The 16,415-nt window shown below is 70.1% G+C and carries 14 protein-coding genes; 5 read left to right on the top strand and 9 right to left on the bottom strand.

The window, feature by feature from the left end; genetic code table 11:
• Nucleotides 1-34: 34 nt before the first annotated feature.
• From rplW to OF819_RS09065, 7 genes are all read right to left on the bottom strand, one after another.
• On the bottom strand, nucleotides 35-358 hold the full coding sequence (rplW, locus tag OF819_RS09095; protein ID WP_240135351.1) for a 50S ribosomal protein L23: 324 nt from the start codon (nucleotides 356-358) through the stop codon (nucleotides 35-37).
• Nucleotides 358-1,005: a 50S ribosomal protein L4 gene (gene rplD, locus OF819_RS09090; protein ID WP_267242889.1), complete on the bottom strand. Its 648-nt coding sequence runs from the start codon at nucleotides 1,003-1,005 to the stop codon at nucleotides 358-360. Before rplD ends, rplW begins: the two co-directional genes overlap by 1 nt.
• An 8-nt stretch (nucleotides 1,006-1,013) precedes the next feature.
• Complete coding sequence (gene rplC / locus OF819_RS09085; RefSeq protein ID WP_240135353.1) at nucleotides 1,014-1,658, bottom strand: 50S ribosomal protein L3; 645 nt, start codon at nucleotides 1,656-1,658, stop codon at nucleotides 1,014-1,016.
• Nucleotides 1,659-1,672: 14 nt separating this feature from the next.
• Nucleotides 1,673-1,981: a 30S ribosomal protein S10 gene (gene rpsJ / locus OF819_RS09080; RefSeq protein ID WP_003948644.1), complete on the bottom strand. Its 309-nt coding sequence runs from the start codon at nucleotides 1,979-1,981 to the stop codon at nucleotides 1,673-1,675.
• A 495-nt stretch (nucleotides 1,982-2,476) separates the two neighbouring features.
• The gene (locus tag OF819_RS09075; protein WP_267242888.1) at nucleotides 2,477-3,160 is read right to left on the bottom strand and encodes a DUF899 domain-containing protein; all 684 of its coding nucleotides are present in this window, start codon (nucleotides 3,158-3,160) and stop codon (nucleotides 2,477-2,479) included.
• A 96-nt stretch (nucleotides 3,161-3,256) separates the two neighbouring features.
• A complete protein-coding gene (locus OF819_RS09070; RefSeq protein WP_267242887.1) occupies nucleotides 3,257-3,466 on the bottom strand; it encodes a DUF397 domain-containing protein in 210 nt (69 codons plus the stop codon).
• The gene (locus tag OF819_RS09065; protein ID WP_267242886.1) at nucleotides 3,463-4,344 is read right to left on the bottom strand and encodes a helix-turn-helix domain-containing protein; all 882 of its coding nucleotides are present in this window, start codon (nucleotides 4,342-4,344) and stop codon (nucleotides 3,463-3,465) included. The genes OF819_RS09070 and OF819_RS09065 overlap by 4 nt, the downstream gene beginning before the upstream one ends.
• Before the next feature lie 152 nt (nucleotides 4,345-4,496).
• Here OF819_RS09065 and OF819_RS09060 point away from each other — a divergent pair, with 152 nt between their 5' ends.
• The 5 genes from OF819_RS09060 to OF819_RS09040 all read left to right on the top strand — a co-directional run bounded on the left by OF819_RS09060 (nucleotide 4,497) and on the right by OF819_RS09040 (nucleotide 12,814).
• On the top strand, nucleotides 4,497-4,946 hold the full coding sequence (locus OF819_RS09060) for an ATP-binding protein (protein ID WP_267242885.1): 450 nt from the start codon (nucleotides 4,497-4,499) through the stop codon (nucleotides 4,944-4,946).
• Nucleotides 4,947-5,037: 91 nt separating this feature from the next.
• Nucleotides 5,038-5,922 (top strand): hypothetical protein, encoded by an 885-nt coding sequence (locus OF819_RS09055; protein WP_267242884.1) that lies wholly within the window; start codon nucleotides 5,038-5,040, stop codon nucleotides 5,920-5,922.
• A gap of 119 nt (nucleotides 5,923-6,041) precedes the next feature.
• Complete coding sequence (locus tag OF819_RS09050; RefSeq protein WP_267242883.1) at nucleotides 6,042-7,715, top strand: RNA ligase family protein; 1,674 nt, start codon at nucleotides 6,042-6,044, stop codon at nucleotides 7,713-7,715.
• 3 nt (nucleotides 7,716-7,718) lie between these two features.
• Complete coding sequence (locus tag OF819_RS09045) at nucleotides 7,719-10,472, top strand: RNA repair domain-containing protein (RefSeq protein WP_267242882.1); 2,754 nt, start codon at nucleotides 7,719-7,721, stop codon at nucleotides 10,470-10,472.
• A 383-nt stretch (nucleotides 10,473-10,855) separates the two neighbouring features.
• On the top strand, nucleotides 10,856-12,814 hold the full coding sequence (locus OF819_RS09040; protein ID WP_267242881.1) for a PIG-L family deacetylase: 1,959 nt from the start codon (nucleotides 10,856-10,858) through the stop codon (nucleotides 12,812-12,814).
• Nucleotides 12,815-12,915: 101 nt separating this feature from the next.
• On the opposite strand, the gene tuf is transcribed toward OF819_RS09040, so the two are convergent.
• Nucleotides 12,916-14,109 (bottom strand): elongation factor Tu, encoded by a 1,194-nt coding sequence (tuf, locus tag OF819_RS09035; RefSeq protein ID WP_267242880.1) that lies wholly within the window; start codon nucleotides 14,107-14,109, stop codon nucleotides 12,916-12,918.
• A gap of 155 nt (nucleotides 14,110-14,264) precedes the next feature.
• Nucleotides 14,265-16,394, bottom strand: a complete 2,130-nt coding sequence (gene fusA, locus OF819_RS09030; protein WP_267242879.1) for an elongation factor G — start codon at nucleotides 16,392-16,394, stop codon at nucleotides 14,265-14,267.
• Between the last annotated feature and the right edge of the window lie 21 nt (nucleotides 16,395-16,415).

Below are 16,415 nucleotides of genomic sequence, written 5' to 3'. Positions count from 1 at the left end.
CCTCGTCCGATATTCGGACGATCCAGACCGCCCTTTAGGCGGTCGGACCGCCGAAGATGTCGATACGGTCGCCCTCGGCGAGGGTCACGATGGCGCGCTTGGTGTTGGCGCGCTTGCCGTAACCGGTGCGGGTGCGCTTGCGCTTGCCCTGACGGTTGATCGTGTTGACCCCGGTGACCTTGACCGAGAAGACCGCCTCGACGGCCTGCTTGATCTGGGTCTTGTTGGCACGCGGGTCGACGACGAACGTGTACTTGTTCTCGTCCAGCAGCGCGTAGCTCTTCTCGGAGACGACCGGCTTGACGAGGATGTCACGCGGGTCCGAGAAGGTCTTGCTGGTGATCGTGGCCTCAGACATCAGGCCTCGCTCCCTTCAGTCTCGGCCTTGGGGCCAGCGACGAAGGTGTCGAAGGCGGCCTTGGTGAAGACCACGTCGTCGGAGACGAGCACGTCGTACGTGTTCAGCTGGCCCGGCTCCAGGATGTGCACCTGGGGCAGGTTGCGAGCGGACAGCCAGGCGGCCTCGTCCGAGCGCTCGGCGACCAGGAGCAGGTTCTTGCGCTCCGAGATCTTGCCGAACAGCGTCTTCGCGGCCTTGGTGGAGATCTCGCCCTCGATCACGCCGGAGACGACGTGGATGCGAGCGTTGCGGGCCCGGTCGGTGAGGGCGCCACGCAGGGCGGCGGCCTTCATCTTCTTCGGGGTCCGCTGCGAGTAGTCACGCGGCACGGGGCCGTGGACGACGCCACCGCCGGCGAACTGCGGCGCACGGGTCGAACCCTGGCGGGCGCGGCCGGTGCCCTTCTGGCGGTACGGCTTCTTGCCGCCGCCACGGACCTCGCCGCGGGTCTTGGTCTTGTGCGTGCCCTGACGGGCAGCGGCCAGCTGCGCGACAACGACCTGGTGGATCAGCGGAACGCTGACCTTGGCGTCGAAGATCTCCGCGGGGAGCTCGACGGTCCCGGCCTTGTCGCCTGCCGGCGAAAGGATGTCAATGGTGCTCATCGGTTACCTCAGGCCCCCTTGGCCGCGGTACGGACCAGGACGAGGCCGCCGTTCGGACCAGGAACCGCGCCCTTGATCAGGAGCAGGCCCTTCTCCGCGTCAACGGCGTGAACGGTCAGGTTCTGGGTGGTGACCCGCTCATTGCCCATGCGGCCAGCCATGCGGAGGCCCTTGAACACACGGCCCGGGGTGGCGCAGCCACCGATGGAACCGGGAGAGCGGTGCTTGCGCTGAGTGCCGTGTCCGGCGCCGAGGCCACCGAAGTTGTGGCGCTTCATGACACCGGCGAAGCCCTTGCCCTTGCTCTTGCCGGTCACGTCCACCTTGACGCCGGCCTCGAAGGCCTCGGCGGTGATCTCCTGGCCGAGGGTGTACTCGCTGGCGTCAGCGGTACGGATCTCGACGAGGTGACGACGGGGGGTGACATCGGCCTTGGCGAAGTGACCCTTGAGGGGCTTGTTCACCTTGCGCGGGTCGATCTCGCCGAAGGCGATCTGGACCGACTCGTAGCCGTCGGTGTCATTCGTACGGACCTGGGTAACGACGCAGGGCCCGGCCTTGACGACGGTCACCGGGACGACACGGTTGTTCTCGTCCCAGACCTGGGTCATGCCGAGCTTCTCGCCCAGGACGCCCTTGATCTGCTTAGCCATCTCTTCCGCGCCTCTCAGAGCTTGATCTCGATGTCAACGCCGGCCGGAAGGTCCAGGCGCATCAGCGAGTCAACGGTCTTGGGCGTCGGGTCGAGAATGTCGATCAGGCGCTTGTGCGTGCGCATCTCGAAGTGCTCGCGCGAGTCCTTGTACTTGTGCGGCGACTTGATGACGCAGTACACGTTCTTCTCAGTGGGCAGCGGCACCGGGCCCGCGACCGACGCACCAGTGCGGGTCACCGTCTCGACGATCTTCTTCGCCGAGGAGTCGATGACCTCGTGGTCGTAGGCCTTGAGCCGGATGCGGATCTTCTGTCCCGCCATGGCTACTTCGTAGTCCTGTCTCTCGAAACGCTCTGGAACCCGTGGGTTTCCTTGTCCTGCTCCGACCCACGCGGTCGGGCGTGTCGCAGCCCCTCTGTGAAAATGTCCCGAAGGAATTCCCAGCGAAGGGGGTGCGGGCCCGCCTGGGACCGCGGAACCGGGGGCAAGACACCCACCGGGCGCCTGGCTGGCGCCCCGCTGACACTTCCCGGAAGATTCCCGTACGTCCGCCCCAGCGCTGCCGTGCGGCGTCCAAGCCGTGTGGCAGATAAAGCGACGAGTACTGTGGGACTCGCTTCCAGTCCTCCCGGCGGGAGGCGCGCAGCATCGGCACTCAACCGAGCAACCCGGACAGTCTGCCATACGGGGCGGGGTGGCGGCCAATCGAGCCGAGGATCGTACCCCGAGGGCGGGATCGATCAAACCGGACGCGCGGGGGCGCGCGCCCCTTGTCACCGAGTGCGACCGACCACTCGCCGATCACTCCGGCTACAGCTACGCCCCGGCACCGCCGCCCTTGCCGTACTCATCGTGCCAGTTCCACCACTCGTACGGCGGAGTCTGTGGATAACCCTCGGGCGAGTCCTCCCATGTCTCCTGCCGCCCGAGCGCGGTCATGTCGAGATAGCTCCAGGTGCTGCCCAGCGCCTCGTCGCCGCGGACGTTGATGAAGTAGGTGCGGAACACACTGTCGCCCTCGCGGATGAACGCGTTCGTGCCGTGCCACTCGTCCACACCGAAGTCGGCGTCGAAGTCGTCGGTGATCGTGTACCAGGGCATCGTCCAGCCCATCCGCGCCTTCACCCGCTCGATGTCTTGCTGCGGCGCGCGCGAGGCGAAGACGAGGGTGGTGCCGCGGGCGTTCAGATGCGCGAGGTGCCCGACATGGTCGGCGACCATGGAGCAGCCCACGCACGCGTGGTCGGGCCAGCCGGAGACGCCGGGCTCATGAAAGGCGCGGTAGACGATCAGCTGCCGACGCCCGTGGAACAGGTCGAGCAGACCGACCCTGCCCTCAGGCCCCTCGAACGCGTATTCCTTCTCCACCGCCTGCCACGGCATCCGCCGCCGCTTGGCGGCGAGCGCGTCACGGGCGCGGGTCAGCGCCTTCTCTTCTGCCAGCAGCCGCTGGCGTGCGGCCTCCCACTCCTGGGGTGAGACGACAGGGGGCGTCTTCATGGCGACGTTCACCTTCCCGTCCGATCCGTGCGAGGACCCCCTGCGTCCAGGGTCGACCGCGACGGGAACGGGCGCACGCCGAGCCGGAGACCGCGCTCAGCGCCCGGAGGCGTACCGCACGAAGCCGACCCAGGCGAGCGGCGTAACCGCCAGGCGGGGGCCGTCTGTGTTCTTGGAGTCGCGGACGTGGACGGCGCGGGGGGTGGTGGCGACCTCGACGCAGTCGTTTCCGTCGCTGCTGTCGCTGAAGCTGCTCTTGAACCAGACGAGCGCCTCCGCTTCCCCGGCAGAGTTCTTGCGGATCATGTTTCTCCCAGCACTTCCTCGATGAGGGCAAGCGACTCTCTTGGCGTAAGAGCCTGCGCCCGGATGATGCCATAGCGCAGCTCAAGCACCCTGATCTGCTTCGGGCTCGAAACGGGGAGCCCCCCGAAGCCTGCGTCGGCACGTCCCGCTGCCGACCCGTCCCCGAACTTGAGGATCTGGATCCTGCCGCCCGTTCCAGGGTGCTCCCAGCAGTCGGTCGGCATGATCTGGATGTCTACGTTCGACAACCGCCCCACCTCCAACAAGTGTTCGAGCTGTCGACGCTGAACCATTCTGCCCCCGATGGGGCGGCGCAGGGTCACCTCTTCCAGGACAAAGCTGAGGTCCGGCGCGGGCGTTCGGTTGAAGATGGCCTGTCGGGCCATCCTGGCTCCCAACATCCGGTCCAGCTCGTCCAGGGAGTAGGCAGGTCGCTGCGTCCCCAGGAGCGCCCGCGCGTGCTCCTCTGTCTGCAACAGGCCGTGCAGGTTGTGGTTGCCGTACGAGAGCAGCTCCACCGCCCGGGCTTCCAGCTTCGCCAGCTCCCGGATCTTCTTCGGGTAGCGGACCTCCTCCACGTCCTTCTTCATCGCGGCGATCAGGCCGCCCGCCTTCAGGACCTGGTCCGCCTTGTCCAGATACTCCGGCCTGGGGATCCGGCGGCCCGACTCCACCTTGTAGACCAGATCCTCGCCGTACCCGATCGCGCTCCCGAACTCCGCCGCGCGCAGGCCCGCCGCCTCGCGGTGCAGCTTGAGCTGGCGGCCCACGGTCGCCACGACCGCCGCGCCCGACTCATCGGCCGGGTCCACCTCCCAGCCCGGCTCGTCCACCTCAGTCGTGGGCTGTTCCGAGCTGCTGACTTCCGTCGCCACCATGCCACCTCCGACGTAACGCCACCTGTGCTCACCTCCTTGTCCGCACACCCTCCCGGACAGTCCGGACACCACTGGACAAGGCCCGGACAGTGACTGTACGCAACATCCCGATCACTGGAAGCCGGATGGCGGCCCCGGCCAGGATCAGTGAAATGACGCACCGAACCGCTCAATTCACGGCACCGGAACGTGATTTCACGATCCAGCTCGCGCCCACCCGCTACTCAGCCCGACTCTCGCGGGAGTTCGCCGCCATGTGGCTGCGCACCTGGGACGCGCCTCGCGAGGTGGCCGAAACCGTCACCCAGCTCGTGGGCGAGCTCGCGGCGAACGCGGCGGTGCACGGGCGGGTGCCGGGGCGGGACTTCCTGATCACCCTCCACCTCACGGACGACGACCGCGTCCTGCGGATCGAGGCGACCGACACCCGCGCCGAGCGTCTGCCGACGCCTCCGGGGCAGGCGCCCGCACCCGATGAGGAGTCGGGACGCGGGCTGCTCATCGTCGACACGCTCGCCGACCGGTGGGGCGTGACGGACGGGCCGGTACCACGCAAGACAGTGTGGGCCGAGCTTGATCTCGCACACCAGTCCACCGGGTGAATACACCCAACTTGGCTGCTATTTACCCGCCTTGGCCTGCATACGCTTCTGGCATATCTGCGCACTGCATGTTCATCCGACGAGGAGACCTATGGTCAGCTCACCCCACGAAGCCATGCACCGAATCTTCCAGGAGTACCCAAAACTCTTCTCTCGCGTGGCAGAGATGCTGGGCGTCAAGTTCCCGCCGTTCGCCTCGGTCAGCATCTTGTCCACCGATCTCACCGAGGTCCGCCCCATCGAGCGGCGCGTCGACACGCTGCTGCACTTCGAGTCCGAGAAGGACGGCGGATTACTCCTCGCCATCGAGGCGCAGGGCAAGAAGGACCTGGCGAAACCCGCGAGCTGGGCCTACTACGCCACGTACCTGTACGCGAAGTATCAGCTTCCGCCCCTGCTGCTCGTGGTCTGCCAGGACCGTGCGACTGCGGAGTGGGCAGAGCGACCAGTACTCATCGGCCCCGCCCAGTGGGCCACACTCACACTCCGCCCCCTTGTGGCAGGGCCGCACAACATGCCCGTGATCACCAAGGAAGCAGAGGCGCGCAAGGACCTCGCGCTCGCCACACTGGCCGCAATCACACACGCAGCCAATCCGTCGGTCGATGCGATACTGAAGGCGCTGTCCAACGCGCTGCGGGGCGAGCCCGAAGACATCGTCAATCCCGTCATCGAATTCACCGCACAGGGCCTGGGCGACCGCCCAGCCGCCGAGATCTGGAGGAACCTGGTGGCCGTGGACCTCTCCTTCTACAAGTCCCCCCTCTCAGAAGAACTCCGCGACGAAGGCCGAGAACAAGGCGAAGTCAAGCGGGCCGCTGAAGACGTCCTGCTCGTCTTGGAGCAGCGCGGTCTCACCGCATCGGATCAGATCCGCGAGCGCATCACGGGGTGTGCCGATCCCGAGCTGCTGAGCCGCTGGCTCATCCGCGCCGTCACCGCCACCTCCGCCGAAGGCATCTTCGAGGAGGAGTAGCAACCGCTGTCGGTGCCTGGTCCGTTCACACCCGGACCGGGCACCGGTCTATTTCGGTGGCCGGCCCCCTCGCCTCGCCCCTACATTGGCGTGCCGTCGCACAACGGGGGGAGTCGGTCATGCGGACGTCGTATCCGCGTACTCCGCATCTGCCGTGGTCGCCGGGGGCGGCTTCGGACGACGTACGGGCGGTGGATCTCAGCGGTTTCGAAGGCCGGGAGGTCGTGGTCACCGAGAAGCTCGACGGGGAGAACACCACGCTGTACGCGGACGGGCTGCACGCCCGTTCGGTGGACTCCGCGCACCATCCGTCGCGGGCCTGGGTGAAGGCATTGCAGGGCCGGATCGGGCACGGCGTTCCAGCCGGGTGGCGGGTCTGCGGGGAGAACATGTACGCCCGTCACTCGCTCGCGTACGAGGAGCTGGACGGCTACTTCTACGGCTTCTCGGTGTGGGACGCCGACGGCCGGTGTCTGGACTGGGACCGGACCGTGGACTTCCTGCGGGGGCTCGGGGTGCCCGCAGTCCCCGTTCTGTGGCGGGGGATCTTCGACGCACGGGCCGAGCGGGCGCTGCGGCGGATGACCGTCGACACCGGGCGGCAGGAGGGTTACGTCGTACGGACGGTCGAGGGCTTCGCCGCGGAGGATTTTCCGCGGCGGGTGGCCAAATGGGTGAGGCCCGGGCATGTGCAGACCGATACGCACTGGATGCACGCGCAGGTCGTGCCAAACGGGCTGGGGCCGAAGGCGGCGCTGTGGGCCGTGCGGTCGGGGGCCGCGCCCGATGCGGCCGGGTTGTCCGCCGCCATCGGGGTGGACGAGGTCGACGCGGAGGCGGCGTACGAGGTCGCGGGACGTCTCGACAGCACGGGGGACACCCGGCTCGCGGGCGTGCTGGCCGCGCTGCTGCACCGGAGCAGGCGCGGCACGCTGGCCGGCCGGCTCGCGGGAGCGTTGGGCCTCCCGCTGGCGCGGCGCGTCGCGGACCTGGTCGGACTGCACTCCGCCCTGCACCGGCCCTACCCGGACGAGGAGCGCAGGGCAGGGCTCGTACGGATGTCCTGGGCCGTGGACCTCGACGCCCTGCACGCGGTGGCCGCCGCGGTCGCGGGCTGCGACGAGGCGCGGGAGCAGGTCGAGTGGTCGGCGCTGTACGCGCAGGAGGCGGGTCCGCTCCACGGGCTGCGCCAGGTCTTCGCGGATCTGCCGGACCCCGCCGCGGCCGACCGCTGCCTGGCGGAGGCCCGCCAGGCGTACGCCGAGGGCCGTGTCCACTCCGCCGAGGAGGCGACCGCGGCCACCTGGCGCTGGCGGGAGGGGGACTTCCCCCGGCTGATCCAGCTGGTCGGCCCGGCGGGCAGCGGCAAGAGCGGCTTCGCGCGCCGGATGGACGGGGTCGATGCGTACGTCTGCCTCGACGAGCTGCGTGAGGCACGCGGCTCGCGGACGGACCAGAGCGACAACGGCGCGGTCCTGCGCGAGGGCCTCGGCCGGCTCGACACGGCCCTGGCGCACGGCAGCGGCGGCACCGTGGTGTGGGACGCCACCTCGCTCAACCCGCACCAGCGGTCCCTGGTGCACGGCGTCGCCCGCCGCCGCGGCGCCCTGGTCACCCACGCGGTCGTCCTGGTCGGCGAGGACGAACTGGCCCGGCGCAACGCGGCGCGCGAGCACCCCGTGCCGCCCGGCGTCCTGGAGGACCAGCTGCGCCGGTTCGTCCCCCCGTACCCGGGCCAGGCGCACCGCACCTGGTACATCGGGGCCGGCGGGACCATTGAGGAGGAGGCGTAGGCGATGCGTACCAGCGAGGAGATCTACCACCGCGTCCGCTGGGACGCGCGCTTCGACCCGGCCCGGTTCGTCATCGGCGTCGCCCAGCGCGCCGCCCCGCCCAAGCGGATACCGCTGACCGCGTTCACACCGGGCGGGGACATCCCGTGGCACCGGGTGCTGTTCTTCGAGGCGGACGGCGAGCTGGTGTGGGACCGCCCCTCGGGCGTGGACCGGATCGACGCCACGGACGCGGGACGGGTACGGGACCCCAGGCGGCTGCGGTCCCCCTTCTTCGAGGCGCGGGCCGTGTACGCGTGGAACGGCACGGCGTGGGCCCCCGCCGAGACCCCGCGCGGCACACCGGCGACCGCGGGGCTGCGCGTGCTGACCTGGAACACCCTGTGGGACCGGTACGACCCCGACCGCGTCGACACCGCGCGGCGGCGGCCGCTGCTGCTGGCCGCGCTGCGCGACGCCGACGCCGACGTCATCGCCCTGGAGGAGGTCGAGGACGAGCTGCTGGCGATGCTGCTGCGGGAGAGCTGGGTGCGCGAGGCGTACACGCTGGGCACGGACCCGTACGGCCCCGAGGTGGACGACTGCGGGCTGCTGCTGCTCAGCCGGCTGCCGGTCCGGGAGGCGGGGCTGCATGTGCTGGGCCCGCACAAGGCCCTGACCGCCCTGGCGGTGGAGACGGCCGCGGGCCCGCTGGTCATCGCCGCCACCCATCTGACCAGCGACCACTCCGAGCACGGCGCGGCGCGCCGGGAGTCGGAGCTGGTGCGGATCGCGGAGGGGCTGGCGGGCGTCGAGGGCGATCTGGTGGTGCTGGGCGACTTCAACGACGGCGGGGACGCCGTGGAGACGACGCTCGGCATGCGGGACGCCTGGAGCGAGGTGCACGGCCCGGACGACCGGACGCCGACGTTCGACCCGGCGGCCAATCCGCTGGCCGCCGTCTCCTCGCTGTCCGGCGTGGCCTCCCGGCTGGACCGGGTGCTGGTGCGGGCGGGCGGGGAGATCCGGGTGGACGGGGCGGCGCTGCTGGGCGACCGCCCGTCCGAATCCGGTCTCTTCATCTCCGACCACTACGGCGTGGAGGCGGATCTGAGCCTGGACGGCGAGGGGCCCGCGGGCGTTCTCGACGCGGCGCCGACGGCCAGGACGGCGGTGGCGTGGCTGCCGCCGGACGGGCTGTGGCCCCCCGTCCAGGCGGTCCGCCGGGACCACGACCCGCAGATCGGACGGTGGCCGCCGCATGTGAATCTGCTGTTCGGCTTTGTCCCGGAGGCGGACTTCGAGGCGGCGGTTCCGCTGCTCGCCGCGGCCGCCTCCGCCGTCGACCCCTTCGACTGCGTCCTGGACGGCGTCCACAGCTTCGGCCAGCGCGACTACGCCACGGTCTGGCTGGACCCGGCGGCCGCGGGCGGGGAACCGTGGGCGGCTCTGCGCCGGGCGCTGGAGCAGCGCTTTCCGCGCTGCCGGGGCCGCCGCAGGGGCTTCACCCCGCATCTGAGCCTGGGCCGTACGCGCGAGCCGCATGCGCTGATCGAGGAGTGCGCCTCCCGGCTGGGCCGGATGACCGCGCGGGTCGGCGAGGTGGTGCTGCTGTCGCGGCGGGGCGCGGAGCCGATGGAGGTACGGGCCAGGGTGCGGCTGGGCACGGGAGAGGCCGTCTGGGAGAGGGCCGCGGCAGCACCCTCTGGCGGGCCGTTCCCGCACGCCGCCGACACCGCACGGCGGATCGGCGACGCCCTTCCGGAAGGCCGCGTCCATATGGCGGGCTCCCGCCGGATGGACTGCGCACTGCCGGACGCGGATCTGGACCTGGTGGCCGCGCTGCCGGACGCCCCCTCTGTCGACGCCGTACGGGCCCGGCTGACGGCCGCTCTGCCGGAAGCGGCCGACGTCCGCGAGGTCGTCGGCGCACGCGTGCCCGGTCTGCGGCTGCGGGTGGACGGCCTCGGGGTGGACCTGGCAATCGTGGCGACGGGCGCGCTGCCGCCGCGGGAAGCGGTGTCCCGGCGCGCGGAGCTCGGCGAGGCGGCGGCGGTCGCGCTGAGCGCGGTGAGCGACGCGGACGCGGTGCTGGAGCTGGCCGGGCCGCACAGGACCCCGTTCACCGGGCTGGCGCGCGAGGTGAAGTCCTGGGCGCGCGCCCGCGGGCTGGACACGGCATCCTTCGGGGGTCTGCCGGGCCTTGTGTGGTCGCTGCTGGCGGCCCGCACGGTGCGGGAGTCCGGGGACCGTCCGGCCCTCGAACTGCTCCGCGACTTCTTCGCCGCCTGGGCGGTCCGGGACTGGCGCGAGCACCCGGTGACCACCCCGACGGCCCCGGTGCGTTCCTGCACGGACCAGCTCACCGCGTCCCTGCGGGATCTGCTGGCCCAGGAGCTGTACCGCGCATGGGAGCTGGTGGACACGGCGCTCGCGGACGGCTCCGATCCGCGCCCCGAGCTGCTCTCCCCTCCCCCGCTGCACCGCCGCCACGCAGCGTGGGCGGTGCTGACGGCGCCGGCAGGCCCGGAGGAGGGCCGCGTCCGCGGTCGTCTGCGCGCGCTGCTGACCGCTCTGGAGGACGCGGGCGTGACCGACGCCCACGCCTGGCCCCGCCCCTTCGCCGTGACCGCGGAAGGACATCAGTACGCGATCGGCCTCGGCGCCGCTCCCCCGGACGAGGCCACGCTGTCCCGGCTCGCCGCGCCCTGGCTCAGGGGCCTGACCGGCACGACGCTGACCTGGGCGGCAGGGGGCGAGGTCCCGACGCTCCGCTGAAACCGAAACGCCTCGTCCAGGGCAACCCCGGCCCCCCGATCCCCGTCTAGCTGATCGCGGAACGCTGCGCTGACCAGCCCGTTCCACGTGCCATGAGGAGAGCAGAGCACGCAGCCGGGGGCGGCACGCCCGTCCGCTGCGGGGGAAGCGGACGGAGCACACGACAGGTGAACGACAGAGCTGCCCGCACGCCTGCCTCCGGGCGCGTACCAGAGGGGCGCATACCAGCCGGGCGCGAACCCGAGAGGCGCATACCGGCTGGCCGCACCGGCCCCCGGCGGCGGGCCTTCATCGCGGGGGCCGCCGCCGTCGCCGCAGCCGCGGCAGGGTGTTCGGTGCCGCGGCCGCGGCGGACCGGGCCGGCCGCGGACCCCGCGCCCGGGATGCCCGTAGCCCACGCCCGGCGGGCGCAGCTGATGCAGATCCTGGCCCACCCGGACGACGATCTGTACTTCATGAACCCGGACACCCGGCAGCTGCTCGACGCCGGGGTCCCCCTCGTCAGCGTCTATGTCACCGCGGGCGAGCACAACGGCAAGAACCACATCCCCGGCCGCGACGACGTGCCCGCCGACCGGGCCGCGTACTCCTCCGCCCGGCACCAGGGGCTGCGCCAGGCCTACGCCGAACTGCTCGGTCTCGACCGGTTCACCGACTGGGCCAAGAGCGTGACCTCCCTGCGCGGCGGCCACCGCGCGGAGATCAACATGCTGACGAACGGCCCCCGCCGGGTCGAGCTGGTGTTCCTCAATCTGTCGATGCACACGCTCCGCCGCCGTATGGCGCTGCCCGCCCTGTGGAACGACCGCGCGGCCGGCGGACTGAGCACCTTCGCCGCCGCCGACTCCCCGCTGCGCCGGACGGGAACCTACGACTACGACCAGCTGATCGACGTGCTCGTCGGGCTGATGGCGCGCTACCGGCCGACCGTGATCCAGACGCTGGACCCCGACCCGGACATCCAGCACAGCGACGAGACCACCCGTAAGAGGGACAGCGAGCAGCGCGGCTACTCCGACCACGGCGACCACACCGCGGCCGCCTGTTTCAGCTGGGCGGCGATGGTGCGCTGGGTGGCGGAGGAGACGCGGGACGGCGGCGAGGTGCCCGCGTTCACCGCGACCGCGTTCCGCGGCTACTACAACCGGCACTGGCCGAAGAACCTGCCGGAGAGCGTGCTGAAGGAGAAGGCGTCGCATCTGGTGCCGTACGGCGGTTCGCCCGACTGGGAGTGCGGGAACGCAAGCGGCTGCGGCGACTACAACGTGGGCGGCGACCGGCCGCTGACGAACTGGAAGGGCTGGGTGCGCTCCACCCGCCACCGCTACCCGGGACCGCGAATCCGCCTCGCGGCCGACCCGGACGGGCGGCTCTCGGCGTACGGGGTGCTGGGCCTGCGCGTCGTACGGTGGCGGGAGCGCGAGCCCGGCGGCGGCCGGTGGGAGGCCCCCCGGGATCTGGGCGGCGGGCCGCTCGCCCCCGCTCTCGGCTCCGCGACCCTGGCGGACGGCCGGCAGCTGCTGTTCGGGCTGCGCTTCTCCGCGGTCAACGGGCACAGCGGGCCCAACCGGCGGGAGATCGTGCTGCTGGAGCAGCGCTCCCCCGGCGGGCCGTTCCTCGCCTGGCGGGGCCTCGGCAATCCGGAGCACGGCGACGACCGCGGACGGCGCATCGGCGTGCCGGCCGCGGTGACGGCCCCGGACGGCCGCGTCCATCTCTTCGTACGCAACGCCGACAAGGGAGTGAGCACCCGGGTGCGGGAGGCGGACGGCTCCTGGAGCGGCTGGCGGGCGCTCCCGGGCGGCGGCGACATCCAGGACGGTCTGTCGACGGCCCTGGACGGCGCGGGGCGGATCCATCTCTTCGCCGCTGGCCGGCAGAGCGTACGGCACTGGGCGCAGGCAGCCCCCGGGCGGACCCTGACACTCCAGAAGACCGGGCCGCTGCCCGCGCCCGTCGACGCTCCCGCCGCGGCGCCCTCCCGCGACGGCGGCGTACAGCTGTACTTCCGCACCGAGCGGCCCTGGCAGCCGAAGTCCCCGGACGACGGGCGCGGCTCCGCCTCCCCGCGGCTGACGGCGGTACGGACGGACGGCGGAGAGCTGCCCGGCGTCCGCTTCGACGGGTACGGGCCGGTTGTCGCCGCCCCCGGGCGCGCGGGCCGCCCCGTCCTGCTGGGCCGCGGACTGGACGGCCGGCTCCAGCTCCACACGGGCGGCACGCCGGCCGTCCGCACGACGGGGCCGGTCGCGCTGGACGGAGCGGCGCTGCACCTGGGCCACGCCGGGCCGGCAGTCGTCGGCATGGGCCCGGACGCACAGCCGTGGAGCTGGTCGCCTTAACGCGCCCGCGACCGGCTGAGCTATAGACGCACGGAGGGCCCCGCACCTCACGGTGCGGGGCCCTCCGAAAAGGCTTCAGGCCCTGAAGACAGTCAAGAGACTCACTTGACGATCTTGGTGACCTGGCCGGCGCCGACGGTCCGGCCACCCTCGCGGATGGCGAACTTCAGGCCCTCCTCCATGGCGACCGGCTGGATCAGCTGGACGGACATGGAGGTGTTGTCGCCCGGCATGACCATCTCGGTGCCCTCGGGGAGGGTCACCACGCCGGTCACGTCCGTGGTACGGAAGTAGAACTGCGGGCGGTAGTTGTTGAAGAACGGGGTGTGACGGCCACCCTCGTCCTTCGACAGGATGTAGGCCTGGGCCTCGAACTCGGTGTGCGGGGTGACCGAGCCCGGCTTGATGATGACCTGGCCGCGCTCGACGTCCTCGCGCTTGATGCCGCGGAGGAGCAGACCGACGTTCTCACCGGCCCGGCCCTCGTCCAGCAGCTTGCGGAACATCTCGATGCCGGTGACCGTGGTGGTGGTCTTCTCCGGCTTGATGCCGATGATGTCGACCGTCTCGTTGACGTTCAGGACACCACGCTCGATACGGCCGGTGACGACCGTACCGCGACCGGTGATCGTGAAGACGTCCTCGATCGGCATCAGGAACGGCTTGTCGGTGTCGCGCTCCGGGGACGGGATGGCCTCGTCGACGGCCTTCATCAGGTCGAGGACGGACTTGCCCCACTCGGCGTCGCCCTCAAGGGCCTTCAGAGCGGAGACCTTGACGACCGGAACGTCGTCGCCCGGGAACTCGTACTCGGAGAGGAGCTCACGCACCTCAAGCTCGACGAGCTCCAGGATCTCCTCGTCGTCCACCATGTCAGCCTTGTTCAGGGCGACGACGATGTACGGCACGCCGACCTGGCGGGCCAGGAGCACGTGCTCCTTGGTCTGCGGCATCGGGCCGTCGGTGGCGGCGACCACGAGGATGGCGCCGTCCATCTGGGCAGCACCGGTGATCATGTTCTTGATGTAGTCCGCGTGACCGGGGCAGTCGACGTGCGCGTAGTGACGCGACTCGGTCTGGTACTCGACGTGCGCGATGGAGATGGTGATACCGCGCTGGCGCTCCTCAGGAGCCTTGTCGATCTGGTCGAAGGCCGAGGCCTCGTTCAGGTCCGGGTACGCGTCATGCAGCACCTTGGTAATGGCGGCCGTGAGGGTCGTCTTACCGTGGTCAATGTGACCGATGGTGCCGATGTTGACGTGCGGCTTAGTCCGCTCGAACTTCGCCTTCGCCACTGGGGTCCTCCTGTGGAGTGGTTCTGTACGCCTTACTCATCGGCGCCAGGTGATCTTTGCTGGGATGCCGGGGCCCGGGGCATTCCCTCCGGATCCGGAGGGAATGCCCCCTTGAGGCCTGCCGGTGATAAGCCTAAAGCGTGTACTCGGGTGAGTTACTCGCCCTTGGCCTTCGCGATGATCTCCTCGGCGACGTTCCGCGGAACCTCGGCGTAGGAGTCGAACTGCATCGAGTAGCTTGCGCGACCCGAGGTCTTGCTGCGGAGGTCGCCGACATAGCCGAACATCTCCGACAGCGGCACCAGGCCCTTCACAACGCGGGCGCCGGCACGCTCCTCCATGGCCTGGATCTGGCCACGGCGGGAGTTGATGTCGCCGATGACATCGCCCATGTAGTCCTCGGGCGTGGTGACCTCGACGGCCATCATCGGCTCAAGGAGAACCGGGGACGCCTTGCGCGCGGCCTCCTTGAAGGCCTGCGAACCGGCGATCTTGAAGGCGAGCTCGGAGGAGTCGACCTCGTGGTAGGCGCCGTCGAGAAGCGTGACGCGCACGCCCGTCATCTCGTAGCCCGCCAGGATGCCGAACTGCATGGCCTCCTGAGCGCCCGCGTCCACCGAGGGGATGTACTCCTTGGGGATGCGGCCACCGGTGACCTTGTTCACGAACTCGTAGTTCGTGCCGTCGCCGCCCTCAAGAGGCTCGATCGAGATCTGCACCTTCGCGAACTGACCGGTGCCACCGGTCTGCTTCTTGTGGGTGTAGTCGATCTTCTCGACGGTCTTGCGGATCGTCTCGCGGTACGCGACCTGCGGCTTGCCGACGTTGGCCTCGACCTTGAACTCGCGCTTCATCCGGTCGACGAGCACCTCAAGGTGAAGCTCGCCCATACCGCCGATGACGGTCTGGCCGGTCTCCTCGTTGGTGTGCACCTGGAAGGAGGGGTCCTCCTCCGCGAGCCGCTGAATGGCGACGCCGAGCTTCTCCTGGTCGCCCTTCGACTTGGGCTCGATGGCGACCTCGATGACCGGCGCTGGGAAGTCCATGGACTCCAGGATCACCGGGTTCTTGTCGTCGGAGAGCGTCTCACCGGTCGTGGTCTGCTTCAGACCCATGACGGCGATGATGTCGCCCGCGCCCACCGAGTCGATCTCCTCACGCTTGTTCGCGTGCATGCGGTAGATCTTGCCGATGCGCTCCTTCTTGCCCTTGACGGAGTTCAGCACCTGCGTGCCGGACTCCAGGCGGCCCGAGTAGACCCGGACGAAGGTGAGCTTGCCCAGGTGCGGGTCGCTCATGATCTTGAAGGCGAGAGCCGACAGCGGCTCGTCGTCTGACGGCTTGCGCTTGACGACCTCCTCCGGGTCCTTCACGTCGTGGCCCTCGATGGCCTCGACGTCAAGCGGGGAGGGGAGGTAGCGCACGACCGCGTCGAGCAGGGGCTGCACGCCCTTGTTCTTGAACGCGGTGCCGCAGAACACCGGGGTGACGGTGGTGCCGCCGCCCTTGCCGGAGGCGATGGTGATACGGCGGATCGCGGCGTACAGCTGCTCCTCGGTCGGCTCCTGGCCGTCCAGGTACAGCTCCATGATCTCTTCGTCGTTCTCGGCCACGGCCTCAAGCAGCTTGCCGCGGTACTCCTCGGCAGCCTCGGCGTGGGTGTCCGGGATGTCGACGACGTCGTACATCTCGCCCTTGGCGGCCTCGGCGGACCACACCAGGGCCTTCATGCGGACCAGGTCCACAACGCCCTTGAAGTCGGCCTCGGCCCCGATCGGCAGCTGCATCACGATCGGCTGGGCGCCCAGCCGGTCGCTGATCATGTCCACGCAGCGGTGGAACTCGGCGCCGGTCCGGTCGAGCTTGTTGACGAAGCAGATACGCGGCACGCCGTAGCGGTCCGCCTGACGCCAAACGGTCTCGGACTGCGGCTCCACACCGGCGACACCGTCGAAGACGGTCACGGCGCCGTCGAGGACGCGGAGCGAGCGCTCCACCTCGACGGTGAAGTCGACGTGACCCGGGGTGTCGATGATGTTGATGGTGTGGTCGACGTCCTCGAGCGGCCAGTGGCAGGTCGTCGCGGCGGACGTGATGGTGATGCCGCGCTCCTGCTCCTGCTCCATCCAGTCCATCGTGGCGGCGCCGTCGTGAACCTCACCGATCTTGTAGGAAACACCGGTGTAGAACAGGATTCGCTCGGTGGTGGTCGTCTTGCCCGCGTCGATGTGGGCCATGATCCCGATGTTGCGGACCTTGGCCAGGTCAAGCGAAGTGGTAGCCATAAGGCTTCAGTCTTCTCTCGG

It is taken from the genome of Streptomyces sp. PR69 (assembly GCF_026420845.1).
Taxonomy (GTDB): Bacteria; Actinomycetota; Actinomycetes; order Streptomycetales; family Streptomycetaceae; genus Streptomyces.
This window is presented reverse-complemented; position numbering and strand designations above follow the sequence as displayed.